We start from the raw sequence: 19,225 nt of genomic DNA on the forward strand, positions 1-19,225 counted from the left end.
TAGCGATTGCCGCCGCGCCCGCTATCGAAGGAGTCGTTGATGACACGGAAGTTTTCTCGATCGACCTTGGGTCCCTGCATTCTGGCGCTAACAGTGGCCGCACTACTGCCGGCCGCGGCGAACGCCCATGATCCTGATCCCGGTTCCTGCACCGCTGACGGCGGCCACGCCCACATCAACATTGGCGACGGCGTCGCGAACGAGAACGACGCTACGGTCACCTTCACCATCACTTGCAACCCCTGCGGCAAGGTCAACGCGAATAGTTGGTGGAGTACTTTCGACGGCACCGCCACCGCGCCCGACGATTACACCGCCATTACCGGCCAGCTGATCACCCTCGGTCAGACCAGCGCCGACACGCAGACCTACTCCATCGTGGTCACGCTCAATGACGACACCACCTTCGAGGGCGACGAGAACTTTACCGTCGGCCTCGGCGGCGAGCCCAGCGGCGAGGCGAACCCTTCGGTCGGAGATCCGTGTCTGTTCCTTGGAGATGTGATCGGTGACGGGACTATCCAGGAAAACGACCCGATGAACGCACCGCCGGTGGCCGATGCCGGTGGCCCGTACTCGGTCAACGAAGGTGCCAGCGTCGGTCTCGACGGTACCGGCAGCTCCGACCCCGACAGCGCCCCCAGCCCCCTGACCTACGCCTGGGATCTCGACAACGACGGCTTCTACGACGACGCCACCGGCGCCACGCCAACGTTCTCGGCCGCGGCGCTCAACGGTCCTGACACGGTGACCGTAGGTCTCGAGGTCAGCGACGGCGCCGCCACCGCCACCGACACCGGGACGGTCAACGTCGTCAACGTCGCGCCGAGTGTCAACACGCCCAGCACTCCGTCGCCGTCGGACGAAGGCGACTCCATCACGGCCAGCGCCACCTTCACCGATCCGGCCGGCTCGGGCGACGCGCCCTTCACCTGTACCGTCGACTACGGCGAGGGCGGCGGTAACGAAGCGGGCTCCGTCGCAGGCTTCACCTGTACCGGCCCCAGCCACGTCTATGGCGACAACGGCAGCTACACGGTCGAGGTTTGCGTCACCGACAAGGACGGCGGCACCGGCTGCAACAGCACCCCCCATGTCGTCGACAACGTGCCGCCCGCTGTCGCGCCTCCGTTGGTTGCGCCCGAGCCCTCGGACGAGGGATCGCCGGCGGTGGCCAACGCCACCTTCACCGATCCGGGCACCGACGACTCACCGTTCACCTGCACCGTCGACTACGGTGAGGGCGGCGGCGACGAAGCGGGCACCGTAGCGGGCTCGACCTGCACCGGCCCCAGCCACGTCTATGGCGACAACGGTAGCTACACGGTCGAGGTCTGCGTCACCGATAAGGACGGCGACGCCGGCTGCAACAGCACGACCCATGTCGTCGACAACGTGCCGCCCACCGTGGCGACCCCGGTGGTCGAGCCCGAGCCCTCGGACGAAGGGGCTTTGGCTACCGTGAGCGCCGAGTTCACAGATCCGGGCTTCGATGATTCGCCCTTCACCTGCACCATCGACTACGGCGTGGGCGCCGGCTCGGTGAGCGAGACCGTGAGCGGCATGACCTGCTCGGGCTCCTTCACCTGGGGTGACAACGGCAGCTACACGATCGAGATCTGCGTCACCGACAAGGACGGCGGAGAAGGCTGCAAGAGCACCACGCACGTCGTCAACAACCTGCCGCCCGACGTGACGCTCAACACCGCGACCGCGGTGGCCTTCCCCGGCGGCGACGCGTTCCTGGGCCGACAGGGCGACTCGCAGAGCCACGATGCCGACGGCACCGACCCGGGCTCGGACGATCTCACCTTTGATTGGGACTTCGGCTTTAGCGGCAGCGCAGTCTCGACGACTTACTACAACGACACCGGCGACCCGTCCGGCTCGCCGGATCCGATCCAGAGCCCGGGAGGAACCTTCCCGTTCGCCGCCAGCGACACGGCCTCGGTCACCTTTGCGGACCCCGGCGTGTACCTGGTGCAGGTGGACCTCACCGACGATGACGGCGAGAACGACTCGGAGGGGCTCCCCAAGCTGGTGACCGGCGACATCGACTGTACGCGCAGCCAGGGCTTTTGGAAGAAGCAGCTCAAAGGCAAGGGGCATCAGCATATCGACGTCGTCACTCTCCAGGCCTTCCTCGACATCGTCGACTTCGCAAGCTCCGTGTTCACCGAGGAGGCGCCGGCCGACTTTGCGTCGAAGAGTCCCGACATGCGCACCAAAGCGACTCAGCAAGCTCTCGCGGCGTGGCTCAACTTCGCGGCCGGTGCCGTGGGCTGGACCGAGGTGATCGACACCAACGGCGACATGGTGGCGGACACGCCGGTCTATCTCGTCTTCGCGACCCTCGAGGCGATTCTCACCAATGCCGACGCGACGCACGCCGAGCTCGTAATGGCCAAGGATCTCGCCGAGCTCATCAACCTGCTCGACGAGTCCGATCCGGCATGCTCCGACGGTTAAGGGAGGGTGCGGGTCTGCATTGAGGTTTTCAGCACAGGCACCGGGGCGGCGGGTGATCTCACACGCCGCCCCGGCATCTCGAGGAACCAGACCCGCGGAAGCCGAAGGTTCGAAGGTGTACGGTCTCCTCGGATCTGCGCAAACGGGCGGCTTGGACTTCTGCGCCGGCGTCGAGCGGATGCAGCTCGACGATGAGGCGCGGAGTGTCTGCGCCGGGTGGTGCCACTCAGCGAGCGACACCTACGCTTCGTCGTCCACGAATACGTCGAGCATTACCATCTTGAGAGAAACCATCAAGGACTCGGCAACAAGCTGTGGGCCGATTGTTGGCACCCTACGCCCACCCGCGCGGGTGGTGCGCCGCTGCCGTGAGCGGCGTAGCCTGAATACACCTCGGCGAAGGCGACCCCGGTGAAGGCCGGGGGCAGAGCAGCCCACTTTTCTCCACGCACCAGGCACCACCGAGCCGCCAGAGGGTCGGGAGGAGGTGCCGTATGAAGCTCAAGGCGATCCTCGGTCTCGGGGCGTTGGATCTGCTGCTCGTTGTCGGAGCGGTCCTCGTGTTGGGCAGCGCTCGTCTCGGCGACTCGAGCGTCCACAAGTCCTCGCCCGATGAGCCGGTCGCCGTGGACGTGCGCTTCGAGCCTGGGGTGCCGCTGGCCCGCGCCAGCGGTCTGCTGCGTTCGCTCGGAGTCGAGTGTGCCGCGGAAGCGTATCTCGCCGGCAACCGTCTGATCGTCGAGGCGCCCCTTGGCGCAGTCCGTAGATTGCTCGCCAGCAAGGAGGTCGCACAGATCGATCCGGCCATGCTCTACACGAAGCGTGCCGACACACTGTCGGTCAAGCGGATGCGGGTCGAGCGAGTGCTCAACAAGAAGAAGTACCGGCGGCCTAGCGGAGATGGTGTTCTGGTCGGGGTCACCGATTCCTGGATCGTCGACGAGGATCACGTCGAGCTCGACGGCCGCGTCATCGTCGTTCACGACACCAGCTCGCTCGAGCTGCCGGAGGAATGGGCCGACCGCAACCACGGTACCTTTATCGCCGGCACCATCGCAGCCGCCGGGCTGGGCGACCCGCTGGCTCGCGGGGTGGCGCCCTCGGCCGGGATTCTGTCGTTCATCATCCCCTTCGATCCTGTGGGCGAGATGAAGTACGCGGCCGATCGCTACGGCATGAGAATCTCGGCCAACTCCTGGTCCTACGATGCCGACACCGAGTCGCTGCCGGTACGACGGCTGGACAAGAGCCGCAACTGGCTTCCGGCCAGGGGCAAGACGAAGTTCGGTTACTACACCAACTTCAACCACGCCCTCGACGAGATGGTTGCGCGGACGGACGTCCTATCTATCTGGGCCGCCGGTAACGAGAGCGACACGAACCTGCTGGCCCGCATGCTCGACGAGATGGGGAAGGTATGGCGTCCGGACCGCTGGCATCGCGACTTCCCGGAGTTCGACCGGCTCACGGTGAGCAGCAACTCCAAGAACGTCCTCGCTATCGGCGCTACCCACAAGGATGACGTCATCACCGGCTTCTCCTCGCGAGGTCCGGCCTGGGGCGGCCGCATCGGCCCCCACTTGGTGGCGCCCGGTTTTCGCTACTACTCCACCAACAACGACGACACCTACGGCTATGGTTCCGGCACCTCGGGATCGTGCCCGATGGTGGCGGGAGTGGCGGCGCTGCTGCTGGATCAGTACCGGAAGATCCACGGCGCCGATCCGAGCTCGGCCTTGATCAAGGCGCTGCTCATCAACTCGGCCCGCGACCTGGGCATCGAGGGACCGGACTACGTCCACGGCTACGGCCTCGTCGACGCCGAGCTGGCGGCGAAGACGGTTGCCGGCCAGGAGGGCTTGAGGAAGACCAAGGCGGTGAGGTCGCGCTTCGTCGAGAACAACGTCCACAACGGGGAAGAGCAGGCCTACAGCTTCGAGGTGCCCAGGGGCAGGAAGGAGCTGCGGGTCACCCTGGTGTGGCATGACCCTCCCGGCCGTCGCCTGGTCAACGACCTCGACATCTCGGCCCGCTTCGGCAACGACGAAGTCCTGCCGTTCGTTCCCGATCCGGCGAAGCCCCTGGTCGCGGCGACGACAGGACGCAACTTCCGCGACAACGTCGAGCACCTGTTGGTGAAGCGGCCTCGGCCGGGCGCCTGGACCGTCGTAGTGAAGGGGACCAGGGTGCGTCGTGCTCCGCAGGACTACGCCTTGGTGATCGCTGCGGGCAAGGGGCACCGGCTGCCGACGACAAAGACCGGGGGAGACTTCACTCTCGAGCGCGTCGTGGCCAGCCTCGGCGACTTCAACCAGCCGCAGACCCAGTTTCGCATCGGCGATCCAGTCACTCTCCACGCCCTTCTCGACGTGCACGAGAACGCCTCCTACGCCGGCGGCTACTACGGCACGGTGAGCGGCCGCTTCGAGCTCCGCGACGAGGCCGGGAATCTCAAGTTCGTGCTCCTCACGTCGATGGAGAACCTCTCACCCTCCGGAACGGGAGAGCTCCGGGAGCTGCCGTGGTCGATTGCGGAGATCCCCGACTTCGTCCCCACCGGGACATTTCGGGTGCGCACCACCGTCACCATGCACAACGGCGTCACCGAGACGGCGGCGGAGGAGATCGAGATCACCGTCGAGTAGGGGTTGTCGGGATAGGAATTCGCTTTTCCCAGCTGTGGCCTACCCAGGCTGTCTCGGCGGCCTTGCACGCCCCTGTAGCCTTCTAGAGGTTGGCGATATCTCCCCATTGCTCAATGCGGGTTTCTAACATCCAGGAGCCGATGTTCAAGTTGGGCAGTGATTTGGCGAGCTCGAGCGCGTTGGGTCAGCGGCGGAGCCGGCCTACCGGCAGGATTGCGAACGGCTCCTCGCTTGGTTTGAGACCAAGTCAGGAACTCTTCGATTCGCCGATGAACACGCTCCCCTCTGATTTCTGGCGGAATGAGAACGGTTACCTCCGCCGCATTCAGGTAGGTCAACAGTTGATCGCGGCCTCGGGCGGTCAAGTACCGCTTCCTCTCATCGATCCTGCTGGCCGATCGGCGAGTTCGCACCCAAGGGGCCCAGTTGGTCTCTTCTTCGGCTGAGCCGTCCCAACGAATCGAGTAGGATTCGGAACCGGGCCGTCGGACGGAGTCACGCGATGTCAACGAAGTTCTTCGAGATCTACAAGACGACCGCGGTCGTGGTGCTGAATTCACTGCTGCTCGCCGCTCTCTGTCTCGGAGCGATGGCGCTGTGGGTTCCCGAGCCCGAGCAGGAGGTGCGCATCTACTCCCCGGACTTCGACCTCGACTCCTATGTTCGTATTTCACGTGAGGAGGCGATCCTCACCGGACGCGAGTTCGACGAGATGGGGGAGCGACGCTCCTACCAGTTCTATCCGTGGACGGTTTTTCGCGAGCGGCCCTTTCCGGGCAAGCTGGTCAGCGTCACCAAGGCGGGCAATCGTGGCACGCTGGCGCCATCGCCTCGCCCGGACTCAAATCGCGAGTTCGCCGTCTGGACCTTGGGGGGCTCGACGATGTTCGGCTGGGGCATGCCCGATAGCCAGACCGTGGCCTCCCACCTGCAGACGATCCTCCAAGAGCGGCTGCCCGAGCGGCGGGTCCGAGTCACCAATCACGGGCACTCGTACTACTTCAGCTCGATCGAGCTCAATCTGCTGATTTCTCTGCTCCGCGACGGCGGCCAGCCCGACGCCGTGGTATTGCTCGACGGACTGAACGACGCCGCGGTCTTGACCTGGGGCATGCCGGCGCCTTTTTTTTCGGACTTTGCCTACCGCGCCTGGGAGAGCGAGCGCCAGCGCTCCTACAACGTTCAGAAGGAGCTACCCTGGATCACTCTCAACCCGACCTTCCCGCCAATCCGCATGATGCGCGGCAAGAAAGAGACCGGGCTCGGACGCGGGTTTCAACTCACGCGCAGGTCGCGCTATTACGTGGCCAACGAGGATCCCGTCGCCTTCGCGCAGCAACATATGCACACCAATCGCCGTCTCTTGATTGCGGTGGGCGAGGCCCTGGGCGTTGATGTCTACCAGTTCCTGCAGCCGATCAAGGGCTATCAGACCGGCAAGCCCTACGCGGGCTCTCAACCTTTGGTGGCGGCGGCCTACGACGCTTTGCTGGCCGAGCCGCACGCCGGGCTCTATCCGATTGTCGACGCTCTCGCCGGCCTCGAGAGGTCGCATGTCGACCCGACGCACTACAGCGATGAGGGCTGCTACCGAGTCGCCCGGGCGATGGCCGAGGTCCTGCTCGCGAATCAGACCGATCAGCCCGGTCAGAAGATGGAGTAGATCAGCGGCGCGGCCGCGGTGCCGCCGAGCACAACCAGCATTCCGAACAGCAACAGGACGACGATGACCGGCAGCAGCCAGTACTTCTTGCGCCGCATCGCCAGCGACGCCAGCTCGACGAAGGCATTCGACTGACGCCCCCGGGCGAGGCGCTCCAGCTGCTGGTCTCTTTCTTGGTTCGTCATTTCAGACCCGATCGTATCGCTCCTGGCTAGAACTGGCGGAAGTAGCGCTCGAGATTGCTCGTTTCCTGGCGGTCGATCCAGTAAGTGGGGGTTTTCGAATTCCATCGCCTGTGCATAGGGTCGCGCCCAAAAAGGCGCATGAGAAGTCCTATCGGTGTGAACAGCAGATAATAGATCAGAGCCAGCACCAGATGCGATACCGTCCAGCCGATCGGGAAGACCAGCAGCATCCAGGCGCGGTATATGGGGACCCGCAACGGCTCGACCGCGTAATAGATGCCACTCAGCAGGGCTCCGGCGGCCCAGAGCCCGACAGGAAGGCGCAGGCTCTCGGTCCTCCAGTAGACCAGCCCGCCGATGGTGAGGAAGCAGAGCAGGACGATCAGACCGAACCACCGTAGGTCCCGTCTCGCCGGATAGAGGTTGAGCTCGATCAGGGCCATCGTTTCGCCTCGTGGTTCGATTCCGGCATCAGGACACCACGCTCGGCCTGAGCTCGACCTCGACCTGTTGACTCGGGGCGGCCACGACGCTTCGCTCGCGCGGCTCACCGCCCGGTTTCCTGGCGATCATCACGAAGAACCCGCCTTCCTTCTGACCCGGCGAGACGATCTCGGTGAGCTGAGCCAGCAGGTGGTCGAGCGCTCCGCCGCGTGGTTGTGGCTCGAACAGACTCGCGCCCGCCAGGCCATCGTCGGTCGAGCGCATTGCCGGGAGGCCCCGGACGAACTCGAGGCCCGAACGGTCGAACCAGGCGAGTACCTCACCGAAGGTGTGCTTCGACTCGTGGGGGTGGCGGTACTGGTCGGCGAACCAGGCCCGGCGCTTGCCTTCGCTCAGACCGGCCTGGCGCAGGACCGGATCGATGGCGCGCAGCCGGCCCCCGGTTACCCGGAAGACCTGCCGGCGCAAGTCGGTCAGGAGCCGACCGTACCGGTTGTAGAGGCCGATGATGATGTGTCCTCCGGGCCGAACCAGCTTTACCAGTTCTTCGAAGCCCCGCTGCGGTGCCGGAGTGTGATGCAGGACGCCGTTGCAGAGGACCATGTCGAAAGCCTCCGGCTCGAGCGCCGGCCGGAAGAGGTTCATTTGCAGGAAACTGACCCTCTCCAGATCGTGCTCGCGACGGAAGGTCTCGCCCAGCCGAAGCGAGTTCATGCAGATGTCGGTGGCCAGCACCTGGCGACAGCCGATGCCGAGGAAATTGGACATCTGACCGGTGCCGCAGCCGACCTCGAGTACCGTGCTGTTGTAGGGGATCGACTCGTCGAGCCGCCGGGCGTAGCCGCTGCGCCGTGATTTCTCGATCAGCGAGCGCACCGAGTCGTGGTCGTCGTAGTTGGGAAACGGTGTTTCTTCGTAGAACGACTTGACGATCTCGGTGGTCTCGTTCACCCGGCTGTCGTCTTCGGGCCAGAAGAGCTGGGGAATGCCGTCGGTAACCGGAAACGCCTGGCCACACTCGGCGCACGAGAGCTCGTGGCCGCGATCCGCGAGCGGGGCTCGGCAGCACGGGCTGCGGAGCGCCGAGCTGGACGCCGCCGGATCGAGCCGGGCCGCCGCAGAGCGCACCACCGCCGGTTGCAGGCTCTTCTGAAGAACGAACCTGCCCAGGCAGAGCACGTCGATGTCCGAGGACATGAAAGTGCGGTAGGCGTCACCCGGTGAGCAGACAATGGGATCCCACCCCAGGTTGAAGCTGGTATTGACCATTACCGGGCAACCCGTTTGACGCTGAAACGTCTCCATCAGGGTGCGCAGGAGCCCGTGCCGGAGAGGATCGACCGTTTGCACGCGGGCCGAGTAGTCGACGTGGGTGACCGATGGGATCTGCGAGCGCTTCTGCAGCAACTTCTCGAGGCCCTGGGCATTCTGGAGCTCGGGAGGGATCGGCAGCCTTCTCGACTCGTCGACCGGCGCGACGAGCAACATGTAGGGGCTCTCGTGGCCGACCTTCATTTCGAAGAACTCGTGGGCGTGCTCGGCGAGCACGACGGGCGCGAACGGTCGGAAGCCCTCGCGAAACTTCACCTTCTGGTTGATCAACGACTGCATTCGCGGATCGCGCGCGTCGCCCAAGATACTCCGCGATCCGAGGGCTCTGGGACCGAACTCCATGCGTCCTTGAAACCAGCTCACTATCTGGCCCTCGGCTATCGCGGCGGCAACGTGCTCACACAGCGCCTTGTCATCCGCGAAGTGCTGCCAGTCGGCATCGACCGTGGCGAGGAACGACTCGACCTCCGAGTCGTCGAACTCGACTCCGAGAAGCGAGCCCTTCTGCCCGTCGGTTGGCTGGGGCCGGCGCGGCTTGTCGAGCAACTGGTGCCAGATGAACTGGGCCACGCCGAGGGCGCCCCCGGCGTCCCCCGCGGCCGGTTGGATCCAGATGTTCTCGAAGGGCCCCTCGCGCAGGATGCGGCCGTTGCCGACACAGTTGAGCGCGACACCGCCCGCCAGGCAGAGGTTCTTCATCCCGGTCGTGCGCTGCAGGTGGCCGGCGCACCGCAACATGACTTCCTCGGTTACCTTTTGGATCGAGGCGGCAAGGTTGACGTACAGGCCCTCGGTAGACGCCTCGGGCCGGCGCGGTGGAGCGCCGAACAGCCTGTGGAACTTCTCCGAGGTCATGGTGAGACCCTGGCAGTAGTTGAAGTAGGACATGTCGAGCCGAAACGACCCGTCCTCCTTCAGGTCGATCAGTCTGTCGAGGATCAGGTCCCGGTAGGTCGGCCGCCCGTACGGCGCCAGTCCCATCAGCTTGTACTCACCGTTATTGACGGCGAATCCGCAGTAGTAGGTGAAGGCGGAATAGAGCAGGCCGAGCGAGTGCGGGAAATGCATCTCTTGGGCCAGCTCGATGCGGTTGTCGCGCCCGACCCCGCAGCTGGCGGTGGCCCATTCCCCCACGCCGTCGAGGGTCAAGATCGCGGCCTCCTCGAACGGCGAGGGGAAGAAGGCACTGGCCGCGTGTGACTCATGGTGCTCGGTGAAGACGAACCGGCTCTCGTACGCTCCCTTGAGGGCTGCTCGCATCTCGCGCGGCAGATGGAGCTTGCGCTTGAGCCAGACCGGCATCGCCCGCAGAAAGGACGGGAATCCCGCCGGCGCGTAGGCGAAATAGGTCTCGAGCAGGCGCTCGAACTTCAGCGCCGGCTTGTCATAGAAGCCCACGTAGTCGAGTTGCTCGGGGCCGACGCCGGCCTCCTCGAGGCAGTAGTCGATCGCCCGGACGGGGAAGCGCTCGTCGTGCTTCTTGCGACTGAAGCGCTCCTCCTGGGCCGCAGCGACGATCTCGCCGTCCACCAACAGCGCAGCGGCGGAATCATGGTAGAAGGCTGAGATCCCGAGGATCGCGGTCGAGTCTCTACCGGGCGTGACCAAAGTGGCTTTACTCTCGTTGTGCACCGGCGCCCGGCGCGTACTCCAAGTGCGCCTAGTTTACCAGGACGGTCCAGGGCCCGAGACCGCCTTGATGAAGGATGCGAAGGAGTCGAGAGGGGACACCAAGGAATCGTGTCAAGAGTCGGGAGGGGACACGAAGGAATCGTGTCCCCGATTACGTTGACCGGCCTGGGGGGCACCTCTATACTGCATTTCGAGCCGATCGGAAGAGGGGTACGCGCGATCTCCGGTGACTCGGAAGTTCCTTGAGAGAACGGATTGGGATGAGTCCTAGACGCAAAGGGCGCGAGTTGGCGGCCCAGGCCCTTTACCAGTGCGATCTGGGCGCCTCGGAGGCCGAGGAAGCTCTGAGCCTCTTCCGGCCGGCGGAGTACGGCACCGACGACGGCGAAGTGAATGCCCGGCAGGGCCCCCCGACCCCCCAGGCGCCCGAGACGGCGGCTTCCAAGAAGTCCTTCACCTACGCGCAAGCGTTGGTTCGCGGCACTCTCGACAATCTGCAGGAGATCGACGACCTGATCCGCGGCCAGGCCGAGCACTGGCGGCTCGAGCGCATGCCCGCCGTCGATCGCAATATTCTGCGGCTCGCGGTTTACGAGTTCCTCTACGAGCCGGACGTGCCCAAGCTCGTTATCGTGGACGAGGCGATCGAGCTGGCCAAGAAGTTCGGATCCAAGGACTCGGGGCGATTCGTCAACGGGCTGCTCGACGGCCTGCTCAAGAAGCGCCAGTTCCCGGGCGTGATGAGTTAAGAGGCGGTATCCATGGCGAAATACGATCACAAAACCATCGAGGCGAAATGGCAGAGCCGCTGGGAGAAGCGCCGGGTGGCCGAGATCGACCTGTCGAACTCCCAAAACAAGTACTACATGCTGATGATGTTCCCGTATCCCTCGGGAGACCGGCTGCATGTCGGGCACGGTCGCAACTACATACTCGGCGATGCTCTGTACCGCTTTCTTCGGATGCGCGGCAAGCGACCCCTGAATCCGATGGGCTGGGACTCCTTCGGTCTGCCGGCCGAGAACGCCGCGATCGCTCGTTCGGTACATCCACGGGACTGGACGCTCAACAACATCCGAGTGATGAAGGAGCAGTTCAAACGTTGGGGCATCCTCTTCGATTGGTCCAAGGAAGTCGCGTCCTGCAGACCTGACTACTACCGCTGGAACCAGTGGCTGTTCCTGCGTATGTTCGAAAAGGGACTGGCCTACAAGAAGCGAGCGCCGGTCAACTGGTGCCCGAGCTGTCAGACGGTGCTCGCCAACGAGCAGGTGGTGGAAGGTCGCTGCGAGCGCTGCCGCTCGGAGGTGATCCAAAAAGACCTGGAGCAGTGGTTCTGGAAGATCACCGAGTACGCGGAGCGGCTCCTCGGCGGTTTGGACGGATTGGACGGTTGGCCCGATCGGGTCAAGACGATGCAGCGCAATTGGATCGGCCGCTCCGAGGGCGCCGAGCTCGATTTTCGGATCCCGGCCATCGACGAGGCGCTGACCGTGTTCACCACCCGGCCGGACACCATTCACGGGGCGACCTTCATGGTGCTGGCGCCGGAGCATCCGGTGGTCGAGAGACTCCTCGGCGACGGGAAACGCGATCGAGAAGTCAGGTCGTGGATCGAGCGCATCCGCAACACCCTCAGATTGGAGCGAGAGGGCGAAGGCGTGACCAAAGAAGGGCGCGACACGGGAGCCATGGCGCTCAATCCCGCGACCGGCGAAGAGATTCCCATCTGGCTGGCCAACTACGTTCTCCCGGACTACGGCACCGGTGCGATCATGGCCGTACCCGCCCATGACGCTCGCGACCTCGCCTTTGCCCGCCAGGAAGGACTCGGGGTCCGCCTCGTCTACCATCCGGAGGACGAAGACGTCGACGCCGCGTCAATGACCGAGCCGATTCTCAATCGCGGCACAATTCGGAATGCCAAGCCCTTCGACGGCCTGAGCGACAGCAAGGAGACCGTCGCCAAGTTCGTCGCCTGGGTCGAGGAGAAGGGCTTCGGCCGGGCCCGGGTGACCTACCGCCTTCGGGACTGGCTGATTTCCCGGCAGCGCTACTGGGGCACGCCGATCCCGATCGTCTATTGCGAAGGCTGTGGACCCGTGGGCATTCCCGAGGACCAGCTTCCGGTCGAGTTGCCCTATGACGTCGAGTTCACCGGCAAGCAGGGCAATCCGCTGTCGCGATCGGAGGACTTCGTGAACACGACCTGCCCCCGGTGCGACGGTCCGGCGCGCAGGGAAACCGACACGATGGACACCTTCGTCGACAGCGCCTGGTACTACCTGCGCTATCTCTCGGCAAGAGACGATACGAGGATCTTCAGCTCCGAGGTTGCCGAGGAGTGGATGCCGGTCGATCAGTACATCGGCGGTATCGAGCATGCGATCCTGCATCTGCTGTACGCGCGCTTCGTGTGCCGGGTCTTGCACGACTTCGGTCTCGTAGCGGTGGAGGAGCCGTTCACGAATCTTTTCAACCAGGGGATGATCACGCGCTACTCCGAAGCCAGCGGCCGGGTGGAGAAGATGTCCAAGTCCCGCGGCAATACGGTGTCCCCGGACAAGCTCATCGAGGACATGGGCGCGGACACCGAACGTGTCTATACCCTGTTCCTGGGGCCTCCGGAAGACGAAGTCGAGTGGAACGACGAGGCTGTCTACGGCGCCTATCGTTTCCTGAACCGCGTGATCCGGATGCAGAGCCGGCTCGGAGAGGCACCGCACAACGGCATGGCGGATGAGGAGCTGGAGCGTCTGACTCACCAGAGCGTCGAGCGCGTCACCCGCGATCTCGAGAAGTTCAAGTTCAACACGGCCATCGCCGGGCTCATGGAGCTCATGAACGGCCTGTCGCGAGCGGTCGAGGAGAAGTCGGCCTCGCGCGTCGTCTGCGAGGGCAGCTTCGACACCCTGCTTCAGCTGCTGCACCCGATGGCGCCCCATCTCACGGAGGAGCTCTGGGAGGAGAGAGGACATCCCGAATCGCTCTTGGATGTCGACTGGCCGGACTTCGATCCGGACAAGCTCGCCACCGAGACCGTCGAGTTGGTGGTTCAGGTAGACGGCAAGCTCCGGGACCGGGTTGCGGTCCCCGCAGACACGGATGAGGCGCGGGTGAGGGATTTGGTGCTGGCAAGCGATAGAGTGGCCCGACACGTCGAAGGCCGGGAGATCGCTCGCATGATCTTCGTTCCCGGTCGACTGGTCAACTTCGTCACGAGGCAAAGCGCATGACACTGCTCAAGAGGATCTCGACGGCATCGCGGACCCGGGCGTTGACGGCCCTCGCCCTGGTTCCGCTCTTTCTGATCGGATGCGGATATGCGCTCGTGGGCCGCACCAGCACCCTCCCGGAAGACGTCCGCAACATCTATGTCGAGGCGCTCAAGAACACGACGCGGCGATCACAGCTCGAGCAGGTTCTGGCGCGGGCGATCGCGGACGAGTTCGTGACCCGGCGTCGTTTCGAGGTCGTGCGCAACCGCAGCGAAGCCGACGGCATTTTGAGCGGCACGGTGAACTCCTACTACGTGCGACCGGTCACATTCGCCAGCGGAGGCCGGGCCACGGAGTACGAGATCGTGATCGGGGCCCAGATGCTTTTCACGCGCGCCAACGGTGACGAGGTGCTCTGGCAGCAGGACCGCTACACGTTTCGCGAGCTCTACGAGGCCAATGTCTCGGAAGCCGACTTCTTCAGCCGCCAGGACGAGGCCATCGAAGAGGTCGCGGTCAAGTTCGCGCAGACTCTGGTGATCGACCTGCTCGAAGGGTTCTGATCCAAGACGGTCGAGCTCCGTCTCGACCGTCCGGCCGAGCTATGAATCGATCGCCGCGACCGCCTTTTGCAGGCGGGACTTGGTGCGCGCGGCGGCGTTTCTGTGGATGCCGCCCTTCTGAGCGGTACCGTCCACCAGGCGGAGGGTCTGCGGCAAGAGGTTCTTGGCCTTGTCGGCGTCTCCCTCGGCAACGGCGCTGCGAAGGTCTTTGACCGCGGATCTCATGCGGCTCTTCGTGCCCTTGTTTCTCTGGCGGGAGCGCTCGGCTTGCAGAATGCGCTTTTCGGTGGACTTGTTGTTTGCCATGGTGGGTCTCTCTCGAGGTTTCGCGCCGGGCCCTACCCGGAGCGCTGGCGGAGTGTAGCGGTCGGGCTAGCCGGGGTCAACACCCAGAGAGCGCAGGCGCTGCCGGGCCAGGTTGGCCTCGTCGGACTGCGGGTACTGCCGGACCACGTTGCGGAGCTGGACCAGACCCTGTTCCCGCTGGCCGACCTCGAGATAGGCGTAACCCTTCTTGAGCAGCACGCTGGGGATCTTGTCGCTGCGGGGATAGCTCTTGAGAATCTGGTCGAACTCGTTGACCGCCTGGGAGTACTTGCGCTGAGAAAAGAGCGACTCGGCGATCCAGTAGTTCGCGTTGTCGGCCAGGTCGGTCTCCGGGAAAGCATCCAAGTAGCGTCGGAAGCCGGAGATCGCGAGATCGTACTTGCCGCCCAGATAGTCGGAGTAGGAGGAGTCGTAGAGGTCACGTGGATTCTCGGGCGGCTCGATCGTGGGAGCGGCCGGCCGTCGGAGCGATCCGCCGAGAGCGCTCCGCACGGCCTGCAGTTCCTGATTGGTAGCGGTGATTTGCTGCGATAGTTGAGCGAGCCGGTAATTGCTGTCACCGAGGTTCGCCTGGAGCTGCTCGATCTGGGTCGAGAGCTGTTCCAGGCCGACCAGCATCTCGGCCTCGGACTTGAGCAAGGCCTCGGTCTGGGTTGCGACCTCACCGCGCAACGTGGCGACTTCTTCCTTGCTCGAGCTCTGCTGTTGCAGGACCAGGACCTGGCGCTGGATGTCGGAAAGCTGCGCCTGAATCGCTTCGATGTCGCTGGTCGAAACGCAACCACCTACTAGCGGTGTAAGAGCCAGAAGCGCTATCGCTGGGCGGCGGATGAGAGCCATCGGCAACTACGAGGTCTATCAGCTATCGGTGCGACCGGTGAGGACGAAGTGGCCGCGTCGATTCTTCTGCCAGCAATCCTCGTTGTGTCCCATGCAGAAGGGCTTTTCTTCGCCGTAGCTGATGGTGCGAACACGACTGGCGCTGACGCCGAGCGAGATTAGATAGTCCTTGGCCGCGTTGGCGCGGCGCTCACCGAGCGCGAGGTTGTACTCGTTGGTACCGCGCTCATCGCAGTGACCCTCGAGGCCGAACTCCAGCATCGAGTACTCCCTCATGAACTGGGCGTTCTTCTGCAGGCGCTCGCGAGCATCGGGTCTCAGGTCGAACTTGTCGAAGTCGAAGAAAACGTCACCGAGCAGGCCCTGAGCGATGGCTCTTTCCTGGATCTCGATGAGCTCGCCTTCGAGAAGCGGTGGGATTTCGTCCATGGTCGTGTCGGGAGCAGGCGTTGGCGCGACCACTTCGGCGGGTGCGGGCTCTTCTTCCACTTCCATCACCGGGGCCGATTCCGGCACGTCCTTGGGTCCACAGGCCACGAGGCCGGCCACCAAAACCAACGCCAAGGCCCAGGCCACGGCTGTCGATGTCCGTCGGTACATCACCATCTCCTTTTCTGATCGAGCTTTAGTCAGATTCTTACGGGTCAAGATGCAAAAGTTCCATTAGCGATCGAACTTTAGCAAATATTGTCAGCGATCAGCAACAGGTTTTCAACGAGTTTCACTATTTTGGATGGCCGGACCACGAGGGCGCAAAATTGTTGCCGGAGCGTGTCAGCTGCCGTCTCCCGCCGCCGTCCAGGTCCATGGTGAAGATCTGCGTGCTGGAACCGCCGCGAGATGTCAGGTTGGCGGCATACGCCAGCTTCTTGCCATCCGGCGAGTAGCTCGGGGACTCGTGGCTGCCCGGGGCGTCCTCGGTCAAGTACCGGGTCTCCTGGGTCACGATGTCGGTAATCGCGATATCGAACGAGTTGTCGGGGCGTCGCGCCGAGTGAGCCAGCTTGGTGCCGTCAGGGCTCCACGCGGCGCCGTCGTTGTAGCGGCCGAGAAAGGTAATGCGACGCAGGTTCGCTCCCTCGGCGCTCATGATGTAGATCTGAGGCGTTCCGGAGCGACTCGAGGTGAAAGCGATCTCGCGCCCCGTCGGACTCCAGGCCGGGTTGGTGTCGATGCCGCGGGCGGTGGTCAAGCGCCGCAGGTTCGAGCCGTCGCGATTGCACAGGAAGACCTCGGTGTTGCCGTTGCCTACCGAGCGCGAGAATGCGATCGTCTTGCCGTCGGGCGAAAACGAAGGTGAGACGTTGAAGTCGCCGTCGGTAACGATCGGTGACTTGCGCCCGGTTCGTAGCTCGACCAGGTGCAGCGCCGGTCCGCCGCTGAGGTAGGAGACATAGGAGATGAGATCCGCCTCCGGGCTCCAGTCTGGCGACATCGACAGGGTCTCGTGAGCGGTGATCGCGCGCTGATTGAAGCCGTCGTAGTCCATCAGGTAGATCTCGCGCCCGCTGCTCTTGGCGCGATCGGAGTGAAAGGCGATCGAAGTCAGGGCCACGCCGCGCCGGCCGGTGAAATAGAAGACGATCTCGTCGGCGAAGGTGTGGGCGATGCGGCGGGCCAGCTCGAACCCGCCCCGGTATCTTTTTCCCACTACCGAGTTGGCGCTGGCGAGATTGAAGACCCGGCCCTCGAGCACGAGCCGGCCAGGCTCTTCGGTGAGGTCGGCTTCGAGCAGCAGCTCGTTGCCAATCGACTCGTAGAGCACGTAGTCGGTCAGTGGATCACCGGTGAGCTCGAGCACCGAGAGCTCGAGCGGACCCTGAACAATGAAAGCGCCGCTGGCTTCAAGGTCCTCGCGCAGGACCGCGATCATCTCCGTCGCCGCTTTGCGCCCGACAGGGGAGAGGTTCTCGACTCCGTCGGGATCGGGCACGGCCAGGCGGAGGCGAGAGCGAGCCGAGCCTTCCAAAATGACCGTGATGTCTTGTTGCTCGTCCGGAAGACCGGACTGAGCCCAGAGCGCGAACGGTGCCACGAAGGTCAGGACCAGAATCGCGGCGAGTAGAGAGCGTCGTTTCATGCGTGTTCCTATCGAATCACCAGATTCACGCCTAGCGAGTCCGAGCGGTAGCTCTGCGGCAGGGGCGGCAGCGGGGAAGCGAGGGTCACCGCGCGTAAGCCCGCCAGATCGAAAGCCCGATTGCCGGATTCCTTGACGATCTCGATTCCGGTCAGCTCACCCCGACGAGAGATGTTGTAGTGAATGATCATCTCGGTTCCCGGACTCGCCCGCGGTCGCGTCCAATGGCTGCCGATGAGCGCCAGCATCTGTTGTACGTAGTAGCCGTACATGAAGTTGGGGTCGTCGAAGCTGGCCTCGGAGCTTCCGAAGGGCGAGGTGCCGAAGGCGGTTCCGTCCGGGCCGCCCCGGCGCTGGCGGCTCTCCGGTGCCGCCTCCCCTGCGGCTGCGTCCGCGGCGGCTGGGCCGGAGGCCGGCCGCTGGACCTCGGGCTCGGCGTCGGCCTGCCTTACTGGGGTGGTCTTGGGTTTTTCTTTTGCGACCACCGGAGCGGCCTTGGGCTTGGACGGTCTGGGCTTTGGCGGCGACGGCTTCACCGGCGCGGCGGCGTCCCCCAGGGCCTTGGCCGGAACGATCATGACTCTCATGTAGTCGCGCACCTGGCTCTGCCGGCGCGCGGCGAAGGCGGGCGCGAGGGCGATCAACGCCGCCAGTAGCGAGTGTGCCGCAACCGCGGTCACGCCGGCAATGAGCTTCCGCCGACGGTTGTCGCGGGAGCGGCGCGTGGCGAGGACGTCATCGACGAGCTGTCTCATTCGAAGATGCCGCTAGGTGCCTTCGGTCACCAGCCCGATCTGGGTGATGCCGCCGTTGTGCAGAATGTCGAGAACCTCGATGATCTTGCCGTAGGGGAGATCCCGATCACCCTTGAGAAACAGACTCTTGTCGCCGCGCGCGGTCAATAGGGGAGTCAGCCGCTCGACGAGCTGACTCGGATGGATCGGCTTGTCCTGAACGAACACCAGACCTTGCTCGTTCATCGACAACACCAGGGGATCGTCGACTCGCGTGGGCAGGGTTTCGGCATCGGCTTCGGGAAGATTCACTTCGATACCTTGATGCAACATGGGTGCCGCGATCATGAAGATGATCAGCAGGACCATCATGACGTCGACGAGTGGGGTCACGTTGATTTCGGCCAGCAGCGGTTCCTCGTCGCCGGCGGGCATGAGACTGAAGGCCATCGCGGTCTCCTGCTGTTTGCTCTAAGTGAAATTCCGCTCCGCCAAGTTGATGAACTCGAGCAGGAAATCTTCCATCTCGACGCGCATCTGGCGAATGCGATTGACGTAGTAGTTGAAGCCGATCAATGCCGGAATGGCCGCGGCCAGCCCGGCCGCGGTATTGATCAGGGCCTCCGCGATCCCCGGCGCGACGGTCGCGAGGGACGTCGAGCCGGTGACGCCGATATCGCGAAAGGCGATCATGATCCCCCAGACGGTTCCGAACAGACCGATGAAGGGACTCGCCGCCGCCGTGGTCGCGAGAAAGGGCGTACCGCGGCTGAGGACCGTCTGCTCGACGCTGATGGCTCGTCTCAGGCTGCGCCGGAGGCTCTCGAGCGAACGAATCTGGTAGCCGGTGCCACCGGCTGTTATCTCCTGGTCGGCCGCTTTGATTTGCGTATCCAGCTCGGCGTAGCCGGCCTGGAACAGGCCGACCAGCGGTGAGGCCGACAGGCGGGCCGCCGCCGCGTTGACTTCACTAAAACGCTGGCTGGCCCGGAAGACCTCCATGAACTCTCGAGTCTGCGTCGCGATCCTGCGCAGCTGAAAGAACTTGCCGAGCATGATGCTCCAGGTCACGATCGACATCACGCCGAGGACC

15 protein-coding genes are annotated in these 19,225 nt (G+C 64.1%); 6 read left to right on the forward strand and 9 right to left on the reverse strand.

The window, feature by feature from the left end; genetic code table 11:
* Nucleotides 1-39 precede the first annotated feature (39 nt).
* The 3 genes from GY769_07445 (at nt 40) to GY769_07455 (ending at nt 6,777) form a co-directional block, all read left to right on the forward strand.
* The gene (locus GY769_07445; GenBank protein ID MCP4201751.1) at nt 40-2,469 is read left to right on the forward strand and encodes a hypothetical protein; all 2,430 of its coding nucleotides are present in this window, start codon (nt 40-42) and stop codon (nt 2,467-2,469) included.
* Nucleotides 2,470-2,963: 494 nt separating this feature from the next.
* Nucleotides 2,964-5,114: a S8 family serine peptidase gene (locus tag GY769_07450; protein MCP4201752.1), complete on the forward strand. Its 2,151-nt coding sequence runs from the start codon at nt 2,964-2,966 to the stop codon at nt 5,112-5,114.
* Between the two features lie 502 nt (nt 5,115-5,616).
* On the forward strand, nt 5,617-6,777 hold the full coding sequence (locus tag GY769_07455) for an SGNH/GDSL hydrolase family protein (GenBank protein ID MCP4201753.1): 1,161 nt from the start codon (nt 5,617-5,619) through the stop codon (nt 6,775-6,777).
* A 211-nt stretch (nt 6,778-6,988) separates the two neighbouring features.
* Here GY769_07455 and GY769_07460 read toward each other — a convergent pair whose 3' ends face one another.
* Nucleotides 6,989-7,405, reverse strand: coding sequence for a hypothetical protein (locus tag GY769_07460; GenBank protein MCP4201754.1), 417 nt, complete (start codon nt 7,403-7,405; stop codon nt 6,989-6,991).
* 28 nt (nt 7,406-7,433) lie between these two features.
* A complete protein-coding gene (locus tag GY769_07465; protein ID MCP4201755.1) occupies nt 7,434-10,370 on the reverse strand; it encodes a methyltransferase domain-containing protein in 2,937 nt (978 codons plus the stop codon).
* 260 nt (nt 10,371-10,630) lie between these two features.
* Between GY769_07465 and nusB the strand changes: the two genes are divergently transcribed.
* From nusB to GY769_07480, 3 genes are read left to right on the forward strand one after another with little or no spacing between them, the layout of a single operon-like run.
* Nucleotides 10,631-11,119: a transcription antitermination factor NusB gene (gene nusB / locus GY769_07470; GenBank protein MCP4201756.1), complete on the forward strand. Its 489-nt coding sequence runs from the start codon at nt 10,631-10,633 to the stop codon at nt 11,117-11,119.
* Between the two features lie 12 nt (nt 11,120-11,131).
* Complete coding sequence (locus GY769_07475) at nt 11,132-13,606, forward strand: leucine--tRNA ligase (GenBank protein ID MCP4201757.1); 2,475 nt, start codon at nt 11,132-11,134, stop codon at nt 13,604-13,606.
* Nucleotides 13,603-14,151, forward strand: coding sequence for an LptE family protein (locus GY769_07480; GenBank protein ID MCP4201758.1), 549 nt, complete (start codon nt 13,603-13,605; stop codon nt 14,149-14,151). The genes GY769_07475 and GY769_07480 overlap by 4 nt, the downstream gene beginning before the upstream one ends.
* Before the next feature lie 39 nt (nt 14,152-14,190).
* Here the strand turns inward: GY769_07480 and rpsT are convergent, their stop codons facing one another.
* From rpsT to GY769_07515, 7 genes are all read right to left on the reverse strand, one after another.
* Entirely contained in the window at nt 14,191-14,457 is a 267-nt protein-coding gene (gene rpsT / locus GY769_07485) for a 30S ribosomal protein S20 (protein ID MCP4201759.1), read from the reverse strand.
* A gap of 66 nt (nt 14,458-14,523) precedes the next feature.
* Entirely contained in the window at nt 14,524-15,318 is a 795-nt protein-coding gene (ybgF, locus tag GY769_07490; protein ID MCP4201760.1) for a tol-pal system protein YbgF, read from the reverse strand.
* An 18-nt stretch (nt 15,319-15,336) separates the two neighbouring features.
* Nucleotides 15,337-15,813 carry a peptidoglycan-associated lipoprotein Pal gene (gene pal, locus GY769_07495; protein ID MCP4201761.1) on the reverse strand — a complete coding sequence of 159 codons (477 nt, stop codon included), beginning with the start codon at nt 15,811-15,813 and terminating at the stop codon, nt 15,337-15,339.
* 229 nt (nt 15,814-16,042) lie between these two features.
* Complete coding sequence (locus tag GY769_07500) at nt 16,043-17,398, reverse strand: hypothetical protein (GenBank protein ID MCP4201762.1); 1,356 nt, start codon at nt 17,396-17,398, stop codon at nt 16,043-16,045.
* A gap of 8 nt (nt 17,399-17,406) precedes the next feature.
* Entirely contained in the window at nt 17,407-18,153 is a 747-nt protein-coding gene (locus GY769_07505; protein MCP4201763.1) for a TonB family protein, read from the reverse strand.
* A gap of 12 nt (nt 18,154-18,165) precedes the next feature.
* Nucleotides 18,166-18,582, reverse strand: a complete 417-nt coding sequence (locus GY769_07510) for an ExbD/TolR family protein (protein MCP4201764.1) — start codon at nt 18,580-18,582, stop codon at nt 18,166-18,168.
* Nucleotides 18,583-18,603: 21 nt separating this feature from the next.
* Complete coding sequence (locus GY769_07515) at nt 18,604-19,203, reverse strand: Tol-Pal system subunit TolQ (protein ID MCP4201765.1); 600 nt, start codon at nt 19,201-19,203, stop codon at nt 18,604-18,606.
* Nucleotides 19,204-19,225 lie beyond the last annotated feature (22 nt).

This window comes from bacterium (assembly GCA_024224155.1).
Lineage (GTDB): Bacteria > Acidobacteriota > Thermoanaerobaculia > Multivoradales > JAHEKO01 > CALZIK01.

Excerpts from the sequence above, each read along its gene's own strand:
- GY769_07445 (MCP4201751.1), top strand. The coding sequence starts at position 40 with ATGACACGGAAGTTTTCTCGATCGACCTTGGGTCCCTGCATTCTGGCG.
- GY769_07450 (MCP4201752.1), top strand. The coding sequence starts at position 2,964 with ATGAAGCTCAAGGCGATCCTCGGTCTCGGGGCGTTGGATCTGCTGCTC.
- GY769_07455 (MCP4201753.1), top strand. The coding sequence starts at position 5,617 with ATGTCAACGAAGTTCTTCGAGATCTACAAGACGACCGCGGTCGTGGTG.
- GY769_07460 (MCP4201754.1), bottom strand. The coding sequence starts at position 7,405 with ATGGCCCTGATCGAGCTCAACCTCTATCCGGCGAGACGGGACCTACGG.
- nusB (MCP4201756.1), top strand. The coding sequence starts at position 10,631 with ATGAGTCCTAGACGCAAAGGGCGCGAGTTGGCGGCCCAGGCCCTTTAC.
- GY769_07475 (MCP4201757.1), top strand. The coding sequence starts at position 11,132 with ATGGCGAAATACGATCACAAAACCATCGAGGCGAAATGGCAGAGCCGC.
- GY769_07480 (MCP4201758.1), top strand. The coding sequence starts at position 13,603 with ATGACACTGCTCAAGAGGATCTCGACGGCATCGCGGACCCGGGCGTTG.
- rpsT (MCP4201759.1), bottom strand. The coding sequence starts at position 14,457 with ATGGCAAACAACAAGTCCACCGAAAAGCGCATTCTGCAAGCCGAGCGC.
- ybgF (MCP4201760.1), bottom strand. The coding sequence starts at position 15,318 with ATGGCTCTCATCCGCCGCCCAGCGATAGCGCTTCTGGCTCTTACACCG.
- pal (MCP4201761.1), bottom strand. The coding sequence starts at position 15,813 with ATGGAAGTGGAAGAAGAGCCCGCACCCGCCGAAGTGGTCGCGCCAACG.
- GY769_07500 (MCP4201762.1), bottom strand. The coding sequence starts at position 17,398 with ATGAAACGACGCTCTCTACTCGCCGCGATTCTGGTCCTGACCTTCGTG.
- GY769_07505 (MCP4201763.1), bottom strand. The coding sequence starts at position 18,153 with ATGAGACAGCTCGTCGATGACGTCCTCGCCACGCGCCGCTCCCGCGAC.
- GY769_07510 (MCP4201764.1), bottom strand. The coding sequence starts at position 18,582 with ATGGCCTTCAGTCTCATGCCCGCCGGCGACGAGGAACCGCTGCTGGCC.